This is a genomic window from Streptomyces sp. SDT5-1 (assembly GCF_052245995.1).
Taxonomy (GTDB): Bacteria; Actinomycetota; Actinomycetes; order Streptomycetales; family Streptomycetaceae; genus Streptomyces.
In genome coordinates, this window is the sequence record NZ_CM125963.1 from 337210 (window position 1) to 359151 (window position 21942).

Annotated in this window: 22 protein-coding genes, 1 pseudogene and 1 riboswitch; of the genes and pseudogenes, 16 read left to right on the forward strand and 7 right to left on the reverse strand. The window is 71.4% G+C overall.

What is annotated here, in order from left to right:
* Positions 1 to 73: 73 nt before the first annotated feature.
* Positions 74 to 1711 (forward strand): amidohydrolase, encoded by a 1638-nt coding sequence (locus ACTWJ8_RS01545; RefSeq protein ID WP_443262479.1) that lies wholly within the window; start codon positions 74 to 76, stop codon positions 1709 to 1711.
* A 78-nt stretch (positions 1712 to 1789) separates the two neighbouring features.
* Positions 1790 to 3136 carry an MFS transporter gene (locus ACTWJ8_RS01550; protein WP_443262480.1) on the forward strand — a complete coding sequence of 449 codons (1347 nt, stop codon included), beginning with the start codon at positions 1790 to 1792 and terminating at the stop codon, positions 3134 to 3136.
* Here ACTWJ8_RS01550 and ACTWJ8_RS01555 read toward each other — a convergent pair.
* Both ACTWJ8_RS01555 and ACTWJ8_RS01560 read right to left on the reverse strand, forming a co-directional pair.
* A complete protein-coding gene (locus ACTWJ8_RS01555; protein ID WP_356381968.1) occupies positions 3133 to 3723 on the reverse strand; it encodes a hypothetical protein in 591 nt (196 codons plus the stop codon). The two genes, ACTWJ8_RS01550 and ACTWJ8_RS01555, sit on opposite strands and share 4 nt — an antisense overlap.
* Entirely contained in the window at positions 3723 to 4817 is a 1095-nt protein-coding gene (locus ACTWJ8_RS01560) for a baeRF3 domain-containing protein (RefSeq protein ID WP_443262481.1), read from the reverse strand. Before ACTWJ8_RS01560 ends, ACTWJ8_RS01555 begins: the two co-directional genes overlap by 1 nt.
* A gap of 184 nt (positions 4818 to 5001) precedes the next feature.
* Here ACTWJ8_RS01560 and ACTWJ8_RS01565 point away from each other — a divergent pair, with 184 nt between their 5' ends.
* From ACTWJ8_RS01565 to ACTWJ8_RS01610, 10 genes and pseudogenes are all read left to right on the forward strand, one after another.
* Positions 5002 to 6435: a basic amino acid/polyamine antiporter gene (locus tag ACTWJ8_RS01565; protein WP_356381962.1), complete on the forward strand. Its 1434-nt coding sequence runs from the start codon at positions 5002 to 5004 to the stop codon at positions 6433 to 6435.
* A gap of 41 nt (positions 6436 to 6476) precedes the next feature.
* On the forward strand, positions 6477 to 7739 hold the full coding sequence (locus ACTWJ8_RS01570) for an arginine deiminase (protein ID WP_356381960.1): 1263 nt from the start codon (positions 6477 to 6479) through the stop codon (positions 7737 to 7739).
* 30 nt (positions 7740 to 7769) lie between these two features.
* On the forward strand, positions 7770 to 9956 hold the full coding sequence (locus ACTWJ8_RS01575; RefSeq protein WP_443262482.1) for a hypothetical protein: 2187 nt from the start codon (positions 7770 to 7772) through the stop codon (positions 9954 to 9956).
* Positions 9957 to 10031: 75 nt separating this feature from the next.
* The gene (locus ACTWJ8_RS01580; RefSeq protein ID WP_356381954.1) at positions 10032 to 10355 is read left to right on the forward strand and encodes a type II toxin -antitoxin system TacA 1-like antitoxin; all 324 of its coding nucleotides are present in this window, start codon (positions 10032 to 10034) and stop codon (positions 10353 to 10355) included.
* Complete coding sequence (locus ACTWJ8_RS01585; protein WP_443262483.1) at positions 10352 to 10744, forward strand: fic family toxin-antitoxin system, toxin component; 393 nt, start codon at positions 10352 to 10354, stop codon at positions 10742 to 10744. The genes ACTWJ8_RS01580 and ACTWJ8_RS01585 overlap by 4 nt, the downstream gene beginning before the upstream one ends.
* Before the next feature lie 10 nt (positions 10745 to 10754).
* Positions 10755 to 11324, forward strand: a complete 570-nt coding sequence (locus tag ACTWJ8_RS01590) for a hypothetical protein (protein ID WP_443262484.1) — start codon at positions 10755 to 10757, stop codon at positions 11322 to 11324.
* A gap of 63 nt (positions 11325 to 11387) precedes the next feature.
* A pseudogene (locus ACTWJ8_RS01595) lies at positions 11388 to 11795 on the forward strand (ADP-ribosylglycohydrolase family protein); the annotation flags it as partial.
* 29 nt (positions 11796 to 11824) lie between these two features.
* Positions 11825 to 12027: riboswitch (cobalamin riboswitch) on the forward strand.
* A gap of 36 nt (positions 12028 to 12063) precedes the next feature.
* On the forward strand, positions 12064 to 13128 hold the full coding sequence (locus ACTWJ8_RS01600) for an ABC transporter substrate-binding protein (protein ID WP_443262485.1): 1065 nt from the start codon (positions 12064 to 12066) through the stop codon (positions 13126 to 13128).
* Positions 13129 to 13139: 11 nt separating this feature from the next.
* The gene (locus ACTWJ8_RS01605; RefSeq protein WP_443262486.1) at positions 13140 to 14219 is read left to right on the forward strand and encodes a FecCD family ABC transporter permease; all 1080 of its coding nucleotides are present in this window, start codon (positions 13140 to 13142) and stop codon (positions 14217 to 14219) included.
* Positions 14216 to 15043, forward strand: coding sequence for an ABC transporter ATP-binding protein (locus ACTWJ8_RS01610; RefSeq protein WP_443262487.1), 828 nt, complete (start codon positions 14216 to 14218; stop codon positions 15041 to 15043). Before ACTWJ8_RS01605 ends, ACTWJ8_RS01610 begins: the two co-directional genes overlap by 4 nt.
* A 12-nt stretch (positions 15044 to 15055) precedes the next feature.
* On the opposite strand, the gene ACTWJ8_RS01615 is transcribed toward ACTWJ8_RS01610, so the two are convergent.
* Positions 15056 to 15676 (reverse strand): L-threonylcarbamoyladenylate synthase, encoded by a 621-nt coding sequence (locus tag ACTWJ8_RS01615; protein WP_356381946.1) that lies wholly within the window; start codon positions 15674 to 15676, stop codon positions 15056 to 15058.
* A gap of 158 nt (positions 15677 to 15834) precedes the next feature.
* Between ACTWJ8_RS01615 and ACTWJ8_RS01620 the strand changes: the two genes are divergently transcribed.
* Positions 15835 to 16983 carry a hypothetical protein gene (locus tag ACTWJ8_RS01620; protein WP_356381944.1) on the forward strand — a complete coding sequence of 383 codons (1149 nt, stop codon included), beginning with the start codon at positions 15835 to 15837 and terminating at the stop codon, positions 16981 to 16983.
* 12 nt (positions 16984 to 16995) lie between these two features.
* On the opposite strand, the gene ACTWJ8_RS01625 is transcribed toward ACTWJ8_RS01620, so the two are convergent.
* A complete protein-coding gene (locus ACTWJ8_RS01625; RefSeq protein WP_356381942.1) occupies positions 16996 to 17361 on the reverse strand; it encodes a hypothetical protein in 366 nt (121 codons plus the stop codon).
* A 75-nt stretch (positions 17362 to 17436) separates the two neighbouring features.
* Here ACTWJ8_RS01625 and ACTWJ8_RS01630 point away from each other — a divergent pair, with 75 nt between their 5' ends.
* Positions 17437 to 17793 carry a DUF779 domain-containing protein gene (locus ACTWJ8_RS01630; RefSeq protein WP_356381939.1) on the forward strand — a complete coding sequence of 119 codons (357 nt, stop codon included), beginning with the start codon at positions 17437 to 17439 and terminating at the stop codon, positions 17791 to 17793.
* Positions 17794 to 17831: 38 nt separating this feature from the next.
* Positions 17832 to 19064 carry a phosphodiester glycosidase family protein gene (locus ACTWJ8_RS01635; RefSeq protein WP_443262488.1) on the forward strand — a complete coding sequence of 411 codons (1233 nt, stop codon included), beginning with the start codon at positions 17832 to 17834 and terminating at the stop codon, positions 19062 to 19064.
* A gap of 75 nt (positions 19065 to 19139) precedes the next feature.
* On the opposite strand, the gene ACTWJ8_RS01640 is transcribed toward ACTWJ8_RS01635, so the two are convergent.
* From ACTWJ8_RS01640 to ACTWJ8_RS01650, 3 genes are all read right to left on the reverse strand, one after another.
* On the reverse strand, positions 19140 to 19541 hold the full coding sequence (locus tag ACTWJ8_RS01640; RefSeq protein WP_443262489.1) for a hypothetical protein: 402 nt from the start codon (positions 19539 to 19541) through the stop codon (positions 19140 to 19142).
* Positions 19542 to 19648: 107 nt separating this feature from the next.
* Positions 19649 to 19843, reverse strand: a complete 195-nt coding sequence (locus ACTWJ8_RS01645) for a hypothetical protein (RefSeq protein ID WP_356381934.1) — start codon at positions 19841 to 19843, stop codon at positions 19649 to 19651.
* A gap of 111 nt (positions 19844 to 19954) precedes the next feature.
* Positions 19955 to 20812: a phosphatidylinositol-specific phospholipase C/glycerophosphodiester phosphodiesterase family protein gene (locus tag ACTWJ8_RS01650; protein WP_443262490.1), complete on the reverse strand. Its 858-nt coding sequence runs from the start codon at positions 20810 to 20812 to the stop codon at positions 19955 to 19957.
* 190 nt (positions 20813 to 21002) lie between these two features.
* Here ACTWJ8_RS01650 and ACTWJ8_RS01655 point away from each other — a divergent pair, with 190 nt between their 5' ends.
* A complete protein-coding gene (locus ACTWJ8_RS01655; protein ID WP_443262491.1) occupies positions 21003 to 21764 on the forward strand; it encodes an aminoglycoside adenylyltransferase family protein in 762 nt (253 codons plus the stop codon).
* The last annotated feature ends 178 nt before the right edge of the window (positions 21765 to 21942 follow it).

Here is a 21942-nt window from a genome sequence, read left to right on the forward strand (position 1 = left end):
CTCTCTATGGTTCAGCGAGCCGAATCGTCTGTCGGCGCTCTCCTGTACGTTCCCGGTCGAAAGCAGGCCTGCCATGCCCCACTCCCCCGAGTCCACGCTCCTTGTCACCGGCGCCGCCGTCGCGGTCCCCGGTACCGATGGCAGGGCGGAGGCGCTCGCCGTGCGCGGCGAGCGCGTCGTGCACGTCGGCACCGCCGAGGAGGCCCGCGCCGCGCTCGGCGGCCGTGTCGACGAGGAGCTGCGGCTCGACGGCGGCCTCGTGCACCCCGGCTTCGTCGACGCCCACTGCCACCCGGTGATGTACGGGCAGGCGCTCGCCTGGGTCGACCTGCGGCCCGAACGCGTCGGCGACATCGACACGATGGTCGAGGTGCTGCGCGAGGCGGCCCGCGACCTGCCTGCCGGGGTGCCGGTGCGCGGCTTCGGCTACGAGCACCGGCGGCTCGCCGAGGGCCGCCACCCCAGCTGCCACGACCTGGACCGCGTCGCCGACGACCGCGAGGTCTACGTGATGAACGCGTCCGGGCACGGCGGCGTCGTCAACTCGCACACCCTGCGCACCTGCCGGATCACCGCCGGCACGCCGCAGCCCGAGGGCGGCTCCATCGGCCGCTTCGAGAACGGCGAGCCCGACGGACAGCTCTGGGACGCCGCCTGCGACCTGCTGACGGGACCGGCCGGCGTGAAGATCGGCAACCACGGCCCGAACTTCCACCTCTCCGAACCCGACGACATCATGGCCGACCACCTGCTGCGCGCCCAGGAGGTGTTCCTCGCGGCCGGTGTCACCACGATCGGCGATGCGCAGGTGTCGCGGCGCGAGATGGAGACGTATCTGCGGGCGCGCTCGGACGGCTCGCTGCGCATGCGTGTCTCCGCCTACCTGACCTCCGCGCTGCTCGACACCGCGCTCGAGCTCGGCGCCGTGCGCGGCTTCGGCGACGACCGATTCGGCATCCAGGGCGTGAAGTTCTACGCCGACGGCACGCTCGGCGGCTGGACCGCGTACTTCCCCGAGGGGTACGCCGCCGACTGCTGCCACCACGGGCAGCTGTACCACTCCGTCGAGGAGTACGCGGAGATCGTGCGGCGCGCCCACGCCGCAGGGCTGCAGACCGCGACGCACGCCCAGTCCCCGTACGCCATCGGCATGGTGCTCGACGCCATCGAGAAGGCGCAGGCCGACCGGGAGCGGCCCGACATGCGGCACCGCGTCGAGCACTCCGGGCTTCCGACGGACGAGCAGATCGAGCGGATGGGCGCGCTCGGCGTCGTCCCCGTCATGCAGCCGCAGCACCATCTGCGCACCGGCGACGGCACGTTGACCGCGATCGGCGACATGGGGCACCGGTACAACCCGGCGGGGCGCTGCGCCGCGGCCGGGGTGCCGGTCGTGTTCTCCTCCGACGCGCCCGTCGCGCCGCCCGCGCCGCTCGAGGCGGTGTCCGCGGCGGCGACGCGCCGGACGGTGCTCGGCACGGTGCTGGGCGACGCGTCGCTGCGGCTGTCCGTCGCGGAGGGGCTGCACGCGCACACCGGGGCGGCGGCGTGGGCCTTGCACCGTGAGCACGCGGTGGGCGCGCTCGCGCCGGGGATGCTGGCCGACTTCTGCGTGCTCGACGCGGATCCGCTGACCGTGGCCGTCGACGAGGTGGCCGGGATCCGTGTGCGGGAGACGTGGGTCGGCGGCAGCCGCGCCTGGTCGGCGTAGTCCGCAACTCCCCCCAGAAAAAGAAGAAGACGCACCCCCCCACCCGTCCCCAACCCGCACTCATCGCCGGAGGTCCCCTTGTCGGACCGCACCACCTCCCGTACGCCCCAGAGTCCGTTCCGGACCGCGTTCGCCGCGCTGTCCGGGACTTCCATCGAGTGGTACGACTTCTACGCCTTCGCCACCGCTGCCGCGATCGTGTTCAACGACGTGTTCTTCCCCGCCGACATGCCCACTGCGCTGAAGACCATCTCCTCGTTCGCGACGTTCGCCGTGGGCTTTCTGCTGCGGCCGCTCGGCGGCATCGTCTTCGGGCACATCGGTGACCGCGTCGGCCGCAAGAAGACGCTCGTCATCACGTTGCTGATGATGGGCATCGCCTCGTTCGCCATCGGTCTGCTGCCGACGTACGACCAGGTCGGCGTCCTCTCGCCGATCCTCCTGATCACGCTGCGCCTCATCCAGGGCATCGCCATCGGCGGCGAGTGGGGCGGCGCCGTACTGATCGCGGTGGAGAACGCGCCCGAGGGCAAGGCCACGTTCTTCGGCTCCTTCGCCCAACTCGGCTCGTCCGTGGGCGCGTTGCTGTCCACCGGCATGTTCAGCCTCATGAACCTGTTCGGCGAGTCCGCGTTCAACAGCTGGGGCTGGCGCGTGCCGTTCCTGGCCTCCGCCGTGCTCGTCGTGATCGGCCTGGTGGTGCGCGCCAAGCTGGAGGACTCGCCGGTGATGGAGGACATCCACGCCGCCGAGGCCGAGAAGGCGACGCCGAGCCGGCTGCCCGTCGCCGAGGTGCTGCACAAGGACTGGCGGACGGTCCTGACCGGCGTGTTCGCGCTCGCCACCGCGACCGGCGGCTACTACGTCGTAACCAGCTATCTGCTCTCGTACGGCACCGATTCGCTGCACCTGTCGGAGTCGATGCTGCTCAACGGCCTCTCGCTGGCGGCGTTCCTGGAGCTCGTGGTGACACCGCTCCTGTCGCTGCTCGGCGACAAGGTGGGCGCGCACAAGGTCGTCGTGGCGGGGCTCGCCGGGGTCGTGCTGCTGTCGATCCCGCAGTTCATGGTGCTCGGCGGCGGCAGTGTCGCGCTGATCTATCTGATGATGCTGGCGATGCGGCTCGTGATGTCGGCGCTGTACGGGCCGATGGCCGCGATCCTCGCCGACGGCTTCGCCCCGCACGTGCGGTACACCGGCATCTCGCTGTCGTACCAGGTGTGCAACATGGTGTTCGCGGGCTTCGCCCCGGTCACCGCGGTCTGGCTGTCGTCGCTCGCGGGCGGCGCGTACTGGCCGCCCGCGGTGGCGCTGATGGTGATCTCGGCGCTCGGCATCTGGTGCACGCTGCGGCTGCGCGCGCACTTCGAGCAGCGCGTCGCGGCCGGGTCCACGGCCGCGACGCGGGAGACGGCGGCCGCCTAGTACCGCTGCGCCTTCGCGACGCTGGCCTTGAGGTGGGGCTCGGGGGGCTTGCTGCTGATCGCCAGCGGCTGCGCCCGCTCCCCCGCCTTCAGGTCCTTGGCCCCGACGACCTTGGTCTCGACGACCTTGCCGTCGGGGTCGCTGAAGTCGACCTGCACGGCGTACGAGGCGGTCTTCTCGGTCGTGTTGGTGATGTGCACGACGACGGCGCGCACGCCCTTGGTGTCGGAGAGCCGCTTGCCGGTCAGCTCGACGTCGCGCACCGCGTTGCCCTGGCCCTTGGCCTTGTCGAGCTGCTTGGTGAACTCCTGCCGGTTGCGCTCCACGTCGGCCGAGACCGACGCCTCGAACGAACTGGCGCGCGCCGAAGCCGACTTCGCCGCCTCGGACGCGGACGCCTTGATGGACTCCTTCTTCGACTTCAGCGCCGAAGGCGGGGTGCCGGAGAACCGGGAGGCGTCGGGGGACGAGGCGGAGGAGCTGGGGCTGGCCTTGGTGTCCTTGTCGCTGTCCGTGCCGCAGGCCGTCAGCGCCAGCACTCCGGCCAGCGCGCAGGCGAGCGGTGCGATCGTGGTCCGCGCGCGCATCAGAACCTCAGCACCGCGGCGACGCGCCCGGCGTCCGCGAGGGTTTCGTCGGGGACGAACACCACCTCCGCGCCGGTCTCCAGGGCGGACTCCACGACCTCGTCGACGATGTCGTGCACGGCGTCGAGGTCGTCGTCGGCGGCCGGTTCGAGGTGGCCGTCGCCGGCCCGCACGGTGATCCGGTAGTTCTCCTCGACGACGAGGCGGCGGATCCGGCCGTCCTGGGCCTCCTGCCACACCTCGTCGACGCCCGCCGCGTACTTCTTCTCGCCGCGGGCCTCCTCCAACTGGTCGAGCGCCTCGGCGACCTCGAGCCGCGCCGCCTCCTCACGGGCCGGCGCCACCGCCTGCGCGACCTCCTCGGGTGTGGCCTGGGCGAGCCCACCGACCTGCACCTCGATCGCGCCGCGCGCGGCGCTGCCGGAATCCGCCAGAAGGGTGAGGGCGGCCGACTCCCCGGTGACGTAGAGCGGCCTGGGGTCCTCGCCGAGCACGTCGCTGAGTTCGGTGTCGGCGTCGCGGAAGAACTGGCGGGTCTGTTCGTCGCGGAAGGTGCTGGGCACGTCGCCGATGCGTTCCTTGCGCTCGACGTCGGGGTCCTCGAGGCTGCGGGTCAGCGGGAAGCCGTGCTCGGTGTTCTCGGTGACGCGGTCGCCGCGGCCGTCCCACAGCGTGATGCGGTCGGCCGCCAAGGACAGCACCCAGTAGGGGTGCAGCGCGGCGTCGGCGGCCACCAGGTTGCGGGTGAGGAAGGTGTCGGCGACCACGACCCGCTCGGGTACCTCCCGGTCCACGACCCACGCCTGGTGCTCCCCGGGGGCCGCGAAGAGGACGAGCCCCTCGCGCGCCTGCGCCGGGTCGACCTCCTGCACCGCGGCCTTGAGCTGGCCGACGACGTCCTCCTGCAGTTCCTTCGTCACCGCCGGGTCCGCCGAGAGCTGTCGCTCCGCCTCGCTGACGAGGTTGCCGAGCCGCACCGGGTCCTGCTCGTTGTCCGGTCGGGTGCGGTGGGTCGGCATCGCGAGGGAGACGGCGGGATAGGAGCGCGGCTCGCGCAGCTCGCGCAGGATCGTCGGAGTCAATGAGGAATGCATGGCTGCTTGTCCTTCTCCTGAGACGGCTCGCACCATGCTGCCCACATCCGAAGCGATCGGCCATTTGGGATTCGGCCGCCGCCTACGCCGCACTCTTCACAAAAGGTGCACCACTCAACACCTTGGTAGAAAACTGTCTCCGAGCGGACCGGCTTCGTCCGCACTACGACCGAAGGGGACGGAGATGGAGCAGCAGGCCTCCGCACCGCCCGCGAAGCTTGCCCTGTTCACCCTCACGACCATGGTCATCGGCTCCATGGTCGGCGCCGGGGTGTTCTCGCTCCCGGCCCGGTTCGCCGAGCAGACGGGCGTGGCGGGCGCGCTGATCTCCTGGGCGATCGCCGGTACCGGCATGCTGATGCTCGCCTTCGTCTTCCAGTCCCTCGCCGTGCGCCGCCCCGACCTGGACGCGGGCGTCTACGCGTACGCGAAGGCCGGCTTCGGCGAGTACGTGGGCTTCTTCTCCGCCTTCGGCTACTGGGCCAGCTCCTGCGTCGGCAACGTGACGTACTGGGTGCTGATCATGTCGACCGTCGGCACCATCTGGTCGAGCCTCGGGGAGGGCGACACCGCGCTCGCGGTGATCCTCTCCTCGGTCGGCCTGTGGGCGTTCTTCCTGATGATCCGGCGGGGCGTGAAGGAGGCCGCGGCCATCAACCGGATCGTCACGGTCGCGAAGGTCGTGCCGATCGTCATCTTCGTGATCCTGGCGCTGGTCTTCTTCGACCCGGGCGTCTTCGCGGAGAACTGGGGCGGCGCCGACTACGCGGGCTCCCTGTTCAGCCAGGTCAAGGGCACGATGCTGGCGACCGTCTTCGTCTTCCTCGGCGTCGAGGGCGCCAGCGTGTACTCGCGGCACGCCAAGCGCCGCGAGGACGTCGGCCGGGCCACGGTCCTCGGCTTCCTGAGCGTCTTCGCCATCTTCGCCTCCGTCGTGATCGTCAGCTACGGGATCATGCCGATGAGCGAGATCGCCGAGCTGCGCCAGCCGTCCATGGCCGGGGTCCTGGAGGAGGCCGTCGGCACCTGGGGCAAGGTGTTCATCAGCGTCGGGCTCATCGTGTCGGTGCTCGGCGCGTACCTCGCGTGGACGCTGATGGCGGCCGAGGTGCTGTTCGTCGCCGCGAAGGACGACGACATGCCGCGCTTCCTGCGTCGCGCCAACGCCGCCGACGTGCCCATGCCCGCCCTGGTCATGACGACGCTGCTCACCCAGGTCGTGCTCGTCCTCACCGCGTTCTCCGACGACGCGTTCAACTTCGCGCTCGATCTGACCAGCGCGCTCTCCCTCATCCCGTATCTGCTCGCGGCCGCGTTCGCCGCGAAGATCGGCCTGCGCCCCGATCCGCTCACCGAGGGCGGCCGCACATCGGCCCGTGAGCTGACGATCGCGTGCGTGGCCGTCGTCTACACGGCGTTCCTGCTGTACGCGGCGGGCCTGAAGTTCGTCCTCGTATCGCTGATCTTCTACGCGCCGGCCACCGTGCTCTTCGTGATGGCCCGCCGCGAGCAGGGCCGGCGTCTGTTCTCGCCGCGTGAACTGGTCGTCCTCGCCGTCTCCGTGGCCGGCGCCGTCGTCGGCGTCGTCGCCCTCGCTGTCGGCTGGATCAGCCTCTGACCGACCCCCGACCCGTCCCACCCCTCTTCCGGAGGCACCCCGTGACCGACTCCGACAGCACCACTCCCGTCCCGTACGGCGTCCACTCCGAGGTGGGCCGGCTGCGCAAGGTTCTGGTGTGCGCGCCGGGGCTCGCGCACCGCAGGCTGACCCCGACGAACGCGGACGACCTGCTGTTCGACGACGTGATGTGGGTGGAGAACGCCCAGCGGGACCACGCGGACTTCGTCAACAAACTGCGCGGGCGCGGCGTCGAGGTCGTCGAACTGCACGAGCTGCTGGCCGAGACGATGGCGATCCCCGAGGCCAAGTCCTGGCTCCTCGACCGCAAGATCGTCGCGAATCAGGTGGGGCTCGGCCTGATCGACGACACCCGCGCGTTCCTTGAGGGCCTCGACCACCGGATGCTCGCCGAGTACCTGATCGGCGGGCTCGCCACCACGGACCTGCCCGACGACTACCGCTCCCCGTACGTGTCGCTGGCCCGCGAGACCGCGGGTGTGCGCGAGTACCTGATGCCGCCTCTGCCGAACACCCTCTACACCCGCGACACCACGTGCTGGCTGTACGGCGGGCTCACCATGAACCCGCTGTACTGGCCGGCGCGGCACGACGAGACGCTGCTGATGAAGGCGATCTACCGGTTCCACCCGGACTTCGTCGGCTCGCACGTGTGGTGGGGCGACCCGGAGCGGGAGTGGGGGCAGGCGAGCTTCGAGGGCGGCGACATCATGCCGGTGGGCAAGGGCGTCGTCCTGATGGGCATGAGCGAGCGGACGTCGCGGCAGGCGATCACGCAGGTCGCGGCCTCCCTCTTCGAGGCGGGCGCCGCCGAGCGGGTCATCGTCGCCGGGATGCCGAAGCTGCGCTCGGCGATGCACCTGGACACCGTGTTCACGTTCGCCGACCACGACATCGTGACGCTCTACCCGAAGATCATGGACGCGGTGCACACGTTCACGCTGCGGCCCAGCGACAAGGCGCCGGGCCTCGACGTCATCGACGAGGGCTCGGCCGCGTTCACCGACGTCGTCGCGAAGGCCCTCGGCATCGGCGATCTGCAGATCATCGAGACGGGCGGCGACGTGTACGCGTCCGAGCGCCAGCAGTGGGACAGCGGAAACAACGCGGTCGCCGTCGAGCCCGGCGTCGTCTTCACCTACGACCGGAACACGCAGACGAACACGCTGCTGCGCAAGGCGGGTGTCGAGGTCATCACCATCGTCGGCGCGGAACTCGGGCGGGGGCGCGGCGGCGGCCACTGCATGACCTGCCCCATCGCCCGGGACCCGCTCGACTACTGAGCCGGCCGTAGGCCCGGTACGGTCGAGGACATGGGGAAGGTCGCGCTCCATACGGTGGTCCGCGCGGTGGCCCTCGTCGTGGCCGCCGTCGCCACGCTGACCGTGTGCGTGACCGCCACCGTACGCGGCACGCTCCTCGACCCCGGCTTCCACTCCGCGGTCCTCGACGAGCAGCACACCTACGACCGGCTGTACAACGAGGTCCTCGTCGACCCCAAGTCCGCGCCCGTCACCCGCGATCTGCTGGCCCGGCTCGACGTGCCGGAGGCCCAGATCACCTCCAACATCAAGCTGGTGCTGCCGCCCGACACGCTCCGCGACCTCACCCGGCAGCAGATCGACGCCGTCGTCGGATACCTCAACGGCGACCGGGACGACCTGCGGCTCGTCGTCGACCTGCGCCCCGTCATCGCCAACCTCGGCGACCTGGCGCACACGTACTTCGGCGATCTCGTCGCGGGCGTGCAGCACCGCTCCGAGCCGGACTTCGACCGGTTCCGCGAGGCTCTGGCCGACGGGGTGCGGGACCTCGCGGCGGGGCGCGCGCCGAAGGGCCTGCCGGAGCTGCCGCTCACCCAGGAGCAGGCAGGCCAGGTCGCCGACACACTGCTCACGCTCGTACCGGCGAAGGACCGTGCCGGGCTGCGGCCCGAGGTGGAGACGGCGCTGGGGGACGGTGACCTGGGCACGGCGCTCGCCGTCCTCGCGCCGGCCACCGTCGCCGAGCGCACGGAGGGTGCGGCGGCGCAGTTGGGCGAGCTGGTCGACGGCGGCACGTGGGACCTGACCGGCACCCTCAAGGCGTCCGGCAACGACCTGTCGGGGCTGCGCGACGTGCGCCCGTACACGGCGGTGGGTGTCGGCGTGCTCGAAGTCGTCGCGGTCGGCCTCCTCCTGCTCTCCCTCACCGCGCTCTGGCTGCTCGGACCGCGCCCGGTCGGCCGCCGCCTCACCCTCCTCGGCCTGCCGCTCGCGGCGGGCGGAGCACTCGCCGCGCTCCTGGCCTGGGTGACCCGCCTCGTCACCGACGGCCGGCTGGTCGCGCCGCCCGCGTCCTGGCCGCCGAGCCTGACCCGGCTGATCGACGACGTGCAGCGCGCCGCGCTCGGCCATCTCACCGCGACCGCCCTGTGGGTGGCACTCGTCCCCGTCCTCGCGGGAGCGCTGCTCGCCGGGATCGGCCTGCTCACCCGGTCCGGGCTCGCGGGCCGTGTGCCCCGCCTCGCGCGGGAGCGGCTGCGGTCGCCGGGGCGGGCCGTGGGTGTGGGCTTCGGTGCGGCGTGCGTGGCGGTCGCCGGAATGGTGCTGGTGCCGCTGGCCGCGTCGCCCGCCGCCGCCCGCGAGTGCCAGGGCAGCACCGAGCTGTGCGACCGCCGCTACGACGAGGTCGCCTACCTCACCACGCACAACGCCATGTCGACGACCGCCGACCACTTCATCGGGCCGCTCCAGGACCCGCACATCACGACCCAGCTGAACCACGGGGCGCGCGCCCTCCAACTCGACACCTACCGCTGGGAGACACCCGCCGAGTTCACCGGCCGCCTCGACGAGTCCGACTTCACGGCGGAACAGCGCGCCCTGGTCCGATCCGCGGTCAACCGCTTCAACCCGCCGCGCGACGGCCTGTGGCTGTGCCACTCGGTGTGCAGGGCGGGAGCCATCGCGCTGGTGCCGACGCTCCGCGACATCGGCGCGTGGATGCGGGCGCACCCCGACGAGGTGGTCACCCTCATCATCCAGGACGCCATCTCCGGCGAGGACACCCGGCGCGCCTTCGAACAGGCGGGCCTGACGGACCTGATCCACCGCCCACCCGCCGACCCCTCGGCCCCCTGGCCCACCCTCGGCGAGATGATCCACAGTGGCCGCCGCCTCGTGGTGTTCGCCGAGAAGGCGGACGGCCCCGCGCCCTGGTACCGCAACTTCTACCGCTACGGCATGGAGACGCCGTTCACCTTCCGCCACCCCGACCAGATGTCCTGCACCCCGCACCGCGGCGGCGACGACAAACGCCTCTTCCTCCTCAACCACTTCATCACCAACAACGGCGGCAGCCGCCTCGACGCGGGCAAGGTCAACTCCCGCCACTTCCTCCTCGACCGCGCCCACACCTGCGCCCGCGAGCGAGGCCGTCCGGTCAACTTCGTCTCGGTCGACTACGCGACGATCGGCGACGCACGCGGAGCGGTGGACGCACTCAACGCGGGGCGGTGAGGCGCCACGCCGAGCACTGATGCCTTCTCCGCACATCTCTGGAGAGGCGATGGGGCCAGTGGTACCGTCGGTACCATGTCCAGTGGCGGCAACCCCAAGAAGGCGCTCAACCTGAGGTTCCCTGACCCGGCGCAGCGCGAGGCGATCGAGACCGCGGCGCGGCAGCAGAACATGTCGTTGCAGGAGTACATCCTGTCGGCGGCCTACGACAGGGCGACGGCGGTCGAGCGGTCCTTCCTGGCCCACTTCCAGGAGTCCATGGCCCACAGCGGTGCCGCTTTCAGGGACGCCGTGGACGAACTGGATCCGAGCCCCGAGCAGCGCGCCGCCGAAGCCGCGGCGCGTCGTGAACTCACAGCGAAGGAGTCGGGGCGGCGGGGCCACGGGAACGCCGCGTGACCGAGTCAAGTCCTCAGCATCCGCTCGACGTCCAGTTTCTCCTCCACGCCGCCGAACTCCTCGAAGGCGACCCACAGGTCGACGACTACGGCCCGCTGTACGCCGCGGTCGCACGCGTCAACGCACGCGCACTCGACCACGAGATCTACGGTTCGCTGAACCTGAAGGCCGCGGCCCTTCTCCAGACGCTGGCGAAGCTGCCGTGCCTGGAACACTCCAACGCCGCGTTCGCCTGGCACTCCACCGAGGCGTTCCTGCTCCTGCACGGCCGACGCCTCGACTACCCGCCCAAGGAGGCGGTCGACTTGGTACGCGACGCCGCCGCGGGCCACATCGGCGTCGCCGCCATCGCCCGCCGACTTCGCGACTGGACCAATAACCACGGATAAACCGGCCGCCATGACAGTCTTCTACTGCGCGAAGTGCAGCACTCAACTGACAGGCGACCTCGAGAAGCTTCCCGAGGTCCCCGACGCCTATGTCGCCGACTCAGAGCGCGACCCTGAAACCCGGTTGGCGCCGTCGACGGTGCCCATGGGGCGCTACGCCATCGACCCGAAGCCCTGGGGCGCACCCTTCGTGCGACCGTCAGCGCACGTCCTCGAACCTGATACATCGCAGAACCGTGCGCTTCTCATGCCACCCGGATTGACCGGCGCCGTCTCCACAGGCCCCAGGAACTCGGTGATCGTGCACCCGAAGGACGTCCCGAGCCTCCGACTGGCCGACGGCCTGGGGATACACAGCGGGTGCTGCGGGCCCTTGGGAACAGGAGGCCGCAACATGGCCTGCGGTTGCGGAACACTCGTGGCGACCCTCGCCGCGGACTGCCTCGGACCGCACGAGCTCCACCTCGACCCCATCCGCGTGTACGCACACGACACCGAGCCCAGGGCGGCGCGGATAATCTGCGCCAATGAAGCGGATTCAGCGGGCGGCCGGTGCGGTCGTCGGCTCGGCGGTGGGTGATGCTCTCGGGGGACCCTTCGAGTTCGGCCCACAGGGCGTGTTCTCCGCGCGGTTTCCCGCGGACTCATGCGCGTCACCTTGGAGGACGCCGAGCCCCTCGGCACGCTTCCGGACATCCTCACCCATGTTCACCCGGACCATCGCGACCGTTACGCCACCGTCCTCGCACCCGACTGGCACCCCGATCAGGCCACCGAGTTCAACGGTGCCGTGTGGCCGTGCCTGGGATCCGCCGTCTGGGCCCTGCGGACCACCGACAGTTTCGAGGGCGCGATACGCGCGGCGATCGACCTCGGCGGCGACACGGACACCGTCGCCGCGGTGACCGGAGGCCTCGCGGGGGCCTTCTATGGACTGGATGCCGTTCCCGCCCGCTGGACGCGGCCACTCCACGTCCCGCTGCCAGGGTTCGACGGGCGGGTGCTGCGCCTGGCGGATCTGCTTCACCTCGCGCACCGACTCGGAGGATGAACCAGGGGCGGACGGCCGGTTCGGGGGCGTGATAGCTTCGGTGTGCCAGTCGTACCTTTGTGTGTATTTCTACGCGCACGGGTCAGGGAATCCGGTGGGAGTCCGGAACTGACGCGCAGCGGTGAGGGTGACGGGCGGAGCCACTGCCACTGGGCCGCAGGTCATGGGTCTGGGAAGGCGCTTCGTCCGGGTGACCCCGAGTCCGAAGACCTGCTGGTGGCCTCCAGTGCCGCGTGGCGTGGGGGCGGACCGTAGGCCGGCTCCGCGTATGAGCCCTGGACGCGAAGGAATCCCCGTGCTGTTCGCACGTCAACTCCGCCGTTGCTCCCCGCTGTTGGCGGGTGCGCTGTTCCTTTCCGGGTGTGGTGCCTCCGGTGCCGCCGAGGACGACCGGGCCGGTGGTGGCGGTGGGCGCGGTGTCACGCTGAAGAATTGTGGCGAGACCGTGCGCGTCGAGCACGCCCCGAAGCGGGCCGTCGCGCTCGATCAGGGGGCCGCCGAGATCATGCTCTCGCTCGGGCTCGAGGACCGGATGGTGGGGACCGCCACCTGGACCGATCCGGTTCTGAAGGGGCTGGAGAAGGCCAACGCGAAGGTGCCGCGGCTCGCCGACCGGTATCCGTCGTTCGAGAAGGTGCTCGGCACCGAACCGGACTTCGCCGCCGCCTCCTTCACGTACACGCTCAGCAAGGGCGGTGTGGCGCCGCGCTCGGAGTTCGAGAAGCTCGGCGTGCCCACGTACCTCTCCCCCACCGACTGCGTCGGCAAGGACAACGGCGGGGATGGGGATGGCGTGCGGACCACATCGCTCACCCTCGACACGGTGTACGGGGAGATTCGGGATATTGCGCAGGTTTTCGGCGTGGAGGGGCGCGGTGAGGAGTTGGTGCGGCAGCTCAAGTCCCGGGTGAGCAAGGCCACTTCGGAGGTCGATGCGCGAGGCGTCGATGTTCTGTACTGGTTCGCCAACTCCGACTCGCCCTATATGGCCGGGTGTTGCGGCGCTCCCGGCGTCGTCACCAAGGAGCTCGGCGCCCGCAACGTCTTCGACGACACACGCGCCGAGTGGCCGCAGGTCAACTGGGAGACCGTCGCGGAGCGCGATCCGGACGTGCTGGTCATCGGCGATCTGACGCGTCGTTCGCAGTCCGCGGAGTCGGCCGCGCAGAAGATCCGGTTCCTGGAGAGCAATCCGGTGACCCGGAACATGACCGCCGTGAAGAAGAAGCGGTACGTGAAGCTGAGCGGGCAGGCCATGAATCCGACCATCCGGACGGTGGACGGCGTGGAGCAGGTGGCCAAGGGGCTGCGCTCGTTCGGGCTCGCCCAGTGACGGCCCCTCGCGTGACGACGACACCGCGGGTGACGACGAGCGCGGCCGCTTCTCGTACGGGCGTTCCCCGCACCGCGCGCCTCTCGCGCGCCACGCTCGCCTGGGCCCTCGGGATCGCCGTCCTCTGCGCCTCCGTGGCCCTCGCGATCACCATCGGGCCCGCGCAGATCCGCGTCGGCGACGTGTGGGCGGCGGTCGGTGAGCGGATCGGGCTCGGTACGTCGGACCTGTCGCCGATCCGGGACGGCATCGTATGGAATCTGCGGCTGCCGCGGACGCTGCTCGCGGCGGTGTGCGGGGCCGGGCTCGCGGTGTGCGGGACGGTGCTGCAGGCGCTGCTGCGCAACCCGCTGGCCGATCCGTTCGTGCTCGGTGTGTCGTCGGGGGCGTCGACCGGGGCCGTGCTGGTGGTGGTGCTCGGGCTCGGCGGGGGCGCGGTGTCCGTGTCCGGTGGGGCGTTCGTCGGCGCGGTGTGTTCGTTCGCGCTCGTGCTCGTGCTGAGTCACACGCTGGGCGGGAGCACCGACCGTGTGGTGCTGTGCGGGGTCGCGGCGATGCAGTTGTTCTCCGCGCTGACCTCGTTCGTGGTGCTGACGTCGGCGGACGCGGAGACGACGCGCGGCGTGCTGTTCTGGCTGCTCGGCTCGCTCAGCGGCGTCGGCTGGACCGAGGTGTGGCTGTGCCTGGCCGTTCTCGCCGTGACGCTGGTGGTGTGTCTGGCGTACGGGCGGACCCTCGACGCGTTCGCCTTCGGGGCGGAGGCCGCGGCCACGCTCGGTGTGCGGGTGGCGCGGACCCGGATCGTGCTGCTGTGCGTGACGGCGCTGCTGACGGCGGCCCTGGTGAGCGCGGCCGGGGCGATCGGGTTCGTGGGGCTCGTGCTGCCGCACGCCGCGCGCGCCCTCGTGGGATCGGGGCATGCCCGGCTGCTGCCGGTGACGGCGCTCGCGGGCGCGGTGTTCCTGGTGTGGGTGGACACGGTGGCGCGGACGGTGCTCGAACCGCAGGAGGTTCCGGTGGGTGTGGTGACGTCGCTGATCGGTGTGCCGGCGTTCGTGCTGGTGCTCTACCGCAGGCGGGGTGTGCGGTGAGCCTTCCTTCCCAGCGGGGGCTGCGCGCCGAGTGCCTGTCGTGGTCGCCGGGCGGGGCCCTGGTGCTGGACGGGGTGGACCTCTCCCCCGAGCCCGGCACCGTCACGGGCGTGCTCGGCCCGAACGGCTCGGGGAAGTCGACCCTCCTGCGGCTGCTGGCCGGTGTGCTGACCCCGACGAGCGGCGTCGTCACCCTCGACGGCGACCCGCTCGCCTCGGTGGGCCGCAGGCAGGCCGCCCGCCGGATCGCGATGGTGCAGCAACAGTCCGACGCCCAGGTCGAGTTGACGGTCGCCGACGTGGTGCGCCTGGGCCGCGTCCCGCACCGCCGCGCCTGGCAGACCGCGTCGGCCGCCGACGAGGCCGCGGTGCGGTCCGCCCTGGAACGCAGCGGACTCGGCGACCGGGCGCACCGACTGTGGCACACGCTGTCCGGCGGCGAGCGCCAGCGGGTGCAGATCGCGCGAGCCCTCGCGCAGGAGCCCCGCGAGCTGCTGCTCGACGAGCCGACGAACCACCTCGACATCCAGCACCAGCTCGAACTGCTCGACCTGATCGCGACCCTGGACATCACGTCCGTCGTCGCCCTGCACGACCTGAACCTGGCCGCCACCTACTGCGCTCGCGTCGTCGTGCTGCGCGAGGGCCGGGTCGTCGCGGCCGGAGAGCCCGGCGACGTACTGACCGAGGAACTGATCGCGGACGTGTACGGGGTGCGGGCCGAGGTCACCCGCCACGGCGCCCGCCCGCACATCCGCTACCTCGGCACGGCCCGCGGAGACACAAGAGAACCGACGAGCCGAGTCAACACGACGAGTCAATAGCTCGCCGACGCGTCACTCGAACCGGTCAGTGTCCCCGGCCCCGCGCCGTACGATCTCGGCCTCGCCGCCGGAGAAGTCGATCACCGTGGTGGGGACGGTGCCGCAGTCCCCGGAGTCGACGACGGCGTCCACCTGGTGGTCCAGCCGCTCCTTGATCTCCCAGCCCTGGGTCAGCGGGTCCTCCTCGCCGGGCAGCAGCAGCGTGCTGGAGAGCAGCGGCTCGCCCAGCTCGGCGAGGAGCGCCTGCGTCACCACGTGGTCGGGGATGCGTACGCCGACGGTCTTCTTCTTCGGGTGCTGGAGCTGGCGCGGCACCTCGCGGGTCGCGGGCAGGATGAACGTGTAGCTGCCGGGCGTGGCGGCCTTGATGGCGCGGAACACGTCGTTGTCGATGTGGACGAACTTGCCCAGCTGGGCGAAGTCCTCGCACACGAGGGTGAAGTGGTGGCGGTCGTCGAGCTGGCGGATCTGGCGGATCCGGTCGACGCCGGAGCGGTTGCCGAGCCGGCAGCCGAGCGCGTAGCAGGAGTCCGTGGGGTAGGCGACGAGCGCGCTGTCGCGGATGCCGTCGGCGATCGCGGAGATCAGGCGCGCTTGCGGGTTTGCTGGGTGCACGTCGAAGTACCTGGCCATTCGGCGAGCGTACGGGATCGGACACGCCGCACCGGGGTACACGGAGGGCGAATCGGGCACTCACGCGCGACAATCCCGACACCGGCCCACCCTGCCCTGGCCCCGGCGCGCCCACGGACCCATACTGGTCGCGCCCCGATCACTCACAGAACGACTCCATGGCGAAGAAGAACTCAACCACGACACCCGTCCCCGACACCGTGTGGCTCGGCCGCGGACGCCACCTCGGGTCCGAGCCCGAGCGCGACGTCCGGCGCAACCTGATCGCCCTCAAGGCGGCGGGTGTGCTCGACGACTTCCTCGACCTCGATCCCGAGGACGCCTCGCGTTCCACGGTGCTGCATCCGCGCGAGGCGGACGCCGTGCCGGGCCCGGGTGCCCGCCGGGTGTTCGAGGCGCGCTGGCGCGTGGCCGAGAACGTCACCGTGCGCGGCCAGCTCACCCTGTACGACCCGGAGAGCCGGGCGAGGGGCTCCGAGGGTGTCACGTGGATCCTCGCGGCGGAGGCGGAGCGGGCCTGGGAGCTGTCCTGGCCCTCCCCCGCGTCGATGTTCTGGCCGGACAGCGACCGGGTGCCGTGGGACCACGACACGGTGGCGGGGCTGCGGCTGCGGGCGCCGAACCACCTGCCCAAGGACGACGACGCGCTGCGCCGCCTCCTCAAGGACTGCTCGCGCTCCAGCTGGTACGTGCACGTGGTCGTGCACGAGGCGATGACGCCGGACGCCCAGGGGCAGCGCACGCTCACCCGGTTCCTGCCGCCGAGCCTTCAGCACCGGGTGATCGAGCACCGGGCCACTCCGGAGCAGGCGCAGATCGTGGACTTCGGGCTGCGCAAGGACTTCAAGGCGGGCATGCCGCGCGGCGGCGCCGTCGTGCTGCCGACCACGCCGCCGCATCCGGACTACGTGGCGGACCGTTTCACCGTGCGCAGCGTCTTCCTCGACGGCAGTGAGCCGACGGAACTGCTCGACCGCATCCGGGAGTTCACCGCGTTCCCGCGTCCGCTCACGGAGGAGGCGGAGGCGGCCCTGACGCGGCTGCGCAAGGGCTGGCACCTGCTGACGCCCGACGAGGAGCTGACGCACGCGCAGGACATGGTCACGAAGTACGCGGAGGCGCTGGAGGCCATGACGCGCTCCAGGGACAGCTATCGCGAGGCGGCGGAGGCGGCGCGGGCCGCGCTCGCCGAGATGCCGCGCGGCGAGGGCGCGGCGGGCTCCGCGGCGGACCCGGCCGGCAAGGACGCCTCGCCGTTCGGTTCGCTCGGCAAGGCGTTCGGCCGGTTCCGGGGCCCGCAGAAGTAACGGCCGGGCGGGTCAGTCCTCCTCTTCGGTCGCTTCGGCTCCGGGGTCGGACATCCGCAGTGCGATCTCCTGGAGGAGCTCGCTGGAGCTGACGTCGCTGCGGCCCTCGTCGTGGACCTTGGCGAGCTGCGTGAAGAGAAAGGCGAACGCCTCGACCAGTGACACGCTCGCCGGCATCAGCGCGGAGATGGTGAGTTCGGCGGCCTCCTCCGCGCTGGCGCCCGACGGGATCTCGATGGTCGGGAACACCTCCGACACGAGCCGCCCCAGTTGGGTCAGGTCGGTGTCGAGCGCCTCGCCGTCGCTGAGCCTGCGCACCATCTCGTGCGTCTCGGTGAGCACGCCGATGGCCCGCAGAATGATCTCCCTCTGTTCCATGTGCGGAGCTTATGCCGCGCGCCCCGCCGCGCGTGCAACGTGGTCGCAACGTCCGGTGCCTTTGACTGGCGTGTCATGACCGACGTACCCCGCGTGGAGCTGACGTCCGCGGCCGCCGAGCTGGTGCGGCGGCTGCGCGAGAGCCACGGTCCCTTGATGTTCCACCAGTCCGGCGGCTGCTGCGACGGCAGCGCCCCGATGTGCTATCCGGCGGGCGAGTTCCGCACGGGCGCGTCCGACGTGCTGCTCGCCGAGCTCACGGTGGAGGGGGTGGCGGAGCCGGTGGAGTTCTGGATGTCGAAGAGCCAGTACGAGGTGTGGAGCCATACGCGGCTGATCGTGGACGTCGTCGAGGGCCGGGGCAGCGGCTTCTCCCTGGAGGCACCCGAAGGCGTACGTTTCCTCATCCGTTCCCGACTCGTCAGCACGTAGCCATCGACGCGCGACCTCGCGTCTGCTGAACTCCCCGCATGCAGACGAGCATTGGCAAGAGAGGCAGAAGACTCCTTGCGGCCCTCGGGGTCGCGTCGATGCTGGCCGGTGCCGCCCTGACGGGTGCGGCGCCGGCCGGCGCCACGTCGGGCGAGCGGGTCGCCCCTGGCGTCACGTACACCGAGTTCGACGTCCCCGCCGCCAAGGGCACCGCGCACGCCCATGTCCTCACCGTCGATCTGACCGACCCGCGCGTGCGGGTCGACCTGCTGCACCCGGACGCGGTCGGCGCCCGGGCCACCGTCTCCGCCATGTCCGACGCGGCCGGGGCCGTGGCCGGCGTGAACGGGGACTTCTTCAACATCACGGAGAGCCAGCACCCCGGCGTCGAGGTCACCGGCGCCTCCGTGGGCCCGGCGATCGCGAGCGGGCACACCCTCAAGGCGGCGGTGCCGAACGGGCAGCGCTTCGGCCCGGCCCTGCCGCCCGGCACGTCCACCCGGGACGTCATCGGCGTCGGTGTGGACCGGCGGGCCCGCCTCGACTCCATGGACCTCGACGGTTCGGTCGCCACGCCGGACGACCGCGTGCCGCTGGGCGGCCTCAACCAGTACGCACTCCCGGTCGGCTCGGTCGGCGCGTTCACGTCGGACTGGGGCGGCGTGTCGCGGGTGCGGGCCACCTGCGGCACCGACACCCAGCGGGCGGCTCCGTGCAGCACGGACACGTACGAGGTGACGGTGCGGCACGGGAAGGCGGTGGCGGCCGCCGACACGCCGGGCCGGGGGCCGATCGAGGCCGGTGCCACGGTACTGGTCGGCCGCGAGGCCGGGGCGCAGTGGCTGCGGAAGCTGTCGGTGGGCGAGCCGGTGACGGTCCACCACCGCCTGGTCGCGGCGCACTCCCGGGTCCCGTACCGGTTCGCGGTCGGCGGCTATCCAGTGCTGCGCGACGGGGCTCCGCTGCCCGGCCTCGACGGGGTGACGTCGGCGGTGCGCACGGCGGCGGGCATCGGGAAGCACGGGCGTGAGCTGATCCTGCTCGCGCTCGACGGCGCGCCCGCCTACCGCACGGGCATGTCGATCGCGGAGGTGGCAGCCACGATGCGCTCGTTGGGCTCGAACGACGCGTTCAGCCTGGACGGCGGCGGCTCGTCGACGCTGGTGGCGCGGGCGCCAGGGGCGAGTTCCGTGTCGCTGCGCAACCATCCGAGCGATCCGCCGGAGCGGGCGGTCGCGAACGGGATCGGGGTGTTCTCGGCGGCCAAGTAGGGGCCTCACACGGGCGGTCGCCCGGACGGGCCGCTGGGGGCTCGTCCGGGCGACCGCGTGGTCGGATCGGCCGGATCAGTCGTAGTAGTGGACCCGCTTCATGCCGGGGTCGTCCGTGCCGATGTAGAACTCGGCGCGGTTGTTGTCCCCGTCGACGTAGTCGTCGAGATTGTTGAAGGTCCAGCAGCCGCCGCTGTTCACGTCGGCGACCAGCTTCGCGTCGTACTTCTCCGCATCCTGCTCGTACAAGTGGTACGTGTCCTTCTGGCTGCTGGACGTGGTGATGCAGGCCTTGAAGGAACCGCCGCCCGAGTGCACGACGTGGGTGCGGTACTCACTCTGGTAATAGACGCCCTTGGTCCCCAGATCGGTCCATCCGGAGGCCGCGGCGGCGCCCGCGGTCTGCGTCAGGCACATCCCGAGCGCGGCGGTCAGGACCGCGACTCCGGTGGCCGTGCGCCGATCGAACTTGCTCATGCCTCTCCCCGTGAATACGAACATGTGCACGTGCCGGTTCACCGTCTCAAAGGGGTCCGACCGCTGTCCAGGATCTTCAATTCACGGCCGCGCCAGGAGGGTTGCCCTCATGGGTTGAGGCTGCTGACCAGGCTCGCCGTGGAGTTGATGCCGTCGTGGATGGTCGGCGCCGCGTCGGTGCCCGCGAGCAGGAAGCCCAGCAGGACGCACACGAGGGCGTGCGAGAACTTCATGGCTCCGTTGCGCAGAAACAGCACCGCGACGATCAGGAGCAACAGCACGACGGAAATTGACAGAGACATCGTCGATCCTCCTCCGCCACGTCAACACCGTGGCTATCGGCCGCAAGTGTGACGCAGCGGAGGGCTCCGACCGGGGCACGACCTGTCCCCCGAACGGGTGTTAACAGCGGGTCACCGGTCGTGCGTCTCCAGGAACGCGCGCAGCCCGGCGAGGTCGTCGGTGTTGAGGTGGTCGACGTCTGCGGCGATCAATTCGGCCCAGACCGCGTCCCTTTCGGGTCCCGCGATGTCCGGTGTCGCCCAGAAGCGGACGCGCTGGCCCCGGGCGTGGGCGGCGCCGACGATGCCGCGCAGCTTGTCGCGCTCGGCGGGCGGGATCGGGCCGCTGCCCATCCAGGTGAAGTTGTTGGCCCAGTTGTCGCTGATGAGCGGGATGAACGAGGCGGGCGCCGCGCTGCCGAGGTCCGCGAGGCGGCCGTCGTAGAAGGCGCTGCGCCGGGACTGCGCCTCCATCGGCGGGCGGGCGGCCCGGTCGCCGGAGACGACGGCGGTGACGGCCCCGGTGTGGACGCGCCCGCGGTCGTACGTGGTGAAGAGGCGTCCGTAGCGGCGCAGTTGCCGGTCGAGTTCCTGGTACGTCGCCGCGCCGTCGGTCTTGATGTCGACGAGCAGTTGCAGCGGGGTGCGCCACCCCCGGTACACCGATCCGTGGTTCCCCTTCACGCGGGCGGCGAGCGGGGCGAGGTAGAGGGAAGCCAGGGTGCGGGAGGGGTCGAGGTCGACGGGATCGTGGGCGACGAGGAGGTCGCCGTTCACGAGGTAGATGTCGGCCTCGACGCTGTTGAACCGCTGGTCGAGCGCGTCGAACAGGGGGCGCGGGTGCTCGTAGTCGTTGTGGGCGTGGGCGCGGCGCAGAGGCGCGGGACCGCGCTTGGGCCCGGCGGCGTGGGCGAGCTGCGGTGTGGTGACACCGGCGGCGAGCGCGCCGGCGAGGGTGCCGAGGGCTCTGCGGCGAGTGGTCGGGGCCATGCGTGCCTCCCGTGGTGGGCCGGTGGGACAGGGCGAGTATGCGGGGCGCACGACGGCAACCGGCAGGGGTGGGGCGGGAGTTGGCGTGACCGGCACCCCCGGTTCACCGCGGGGCCATCAGGCCGCGCCGGTCACGGGCGTGCATGATGGCGGGGCGGAGGGCAGTCGGCGCGAGGCGGAGGGAGTCGGTGTGCGGCAGGCGGAGGACGTGGTGGAGGTGGTGCGCGAGGTGTTCGGCGCCGATCTGTTGGCCGCGTATCTCTACGGTTCGGCGGTCTCGGGCGGCCTGCGCCCGCACAGCGACGTGGACATGCTCGCCGTGACGGAATCGGCCACTACGCAGGGGCAGCGGGGCCGGCTCGTCGGCGCGCTCATGGGCCTGTCCGGAGCGGGCGCGGCGCACGGCGAGGAACGCCCGGTGGAGCTGACGGTCGTACGGCTCGCGGACGTGCGGCCCTGGCGGCATCCGGCGCGCCGCGAGTTCCAGTACGGCGAGTGGCTTCGGGAGGCGTACGAGCGCGGGGAGACGCCGGGGCCCGAAACGGACGAGGACCTGGCGCTGCTGCTGACCATGGTGCGGCGCGGTGGCGTGGCCCTGTGCGGACCGCCGGCCGCGGAGCTGCTCGATCCGGTGCCGGAGGCCGATGTGCGCCGGGCGACCGTGGCCGGGATTCCGACGCTGCTCGACGAGCTGGAGTCGGACACCCGCAACGTTGTCCTGACGCTGGCCCGGATCTGGGCGACGCTCGCGACGGGCGAGATCCTGTCGAAGGACGCGGCGGCGGACTGGGCGCTGGCCCGCCTCCCGGACGGCGAACGCGACGTCCTCGCACACGCCCGCGCCGCGTACCTCGGCGAGGCGCCGGACACGGAGGAGGCGTGGTCGCCACTGCGGCCCGTGCTGTACCGGCGGGCACAGGCACTCGTCGACGCGGCACGCTCGCTGACCTGAACAGATTCGGGGTTCGCCTGACGGCATCAGGGCCCCGCGCCGCCCGCGCGCAAGGTCCCAGCCAGTCCCTCGCGGAGAGCGATCCCCGCAGCCTCGGCACGCGTCGCCGCGCCGCACTCCGGGAGGATGCGGGAGACACGGACACGGCGGCACGCACCCCGACCTGAACAGGTACGGG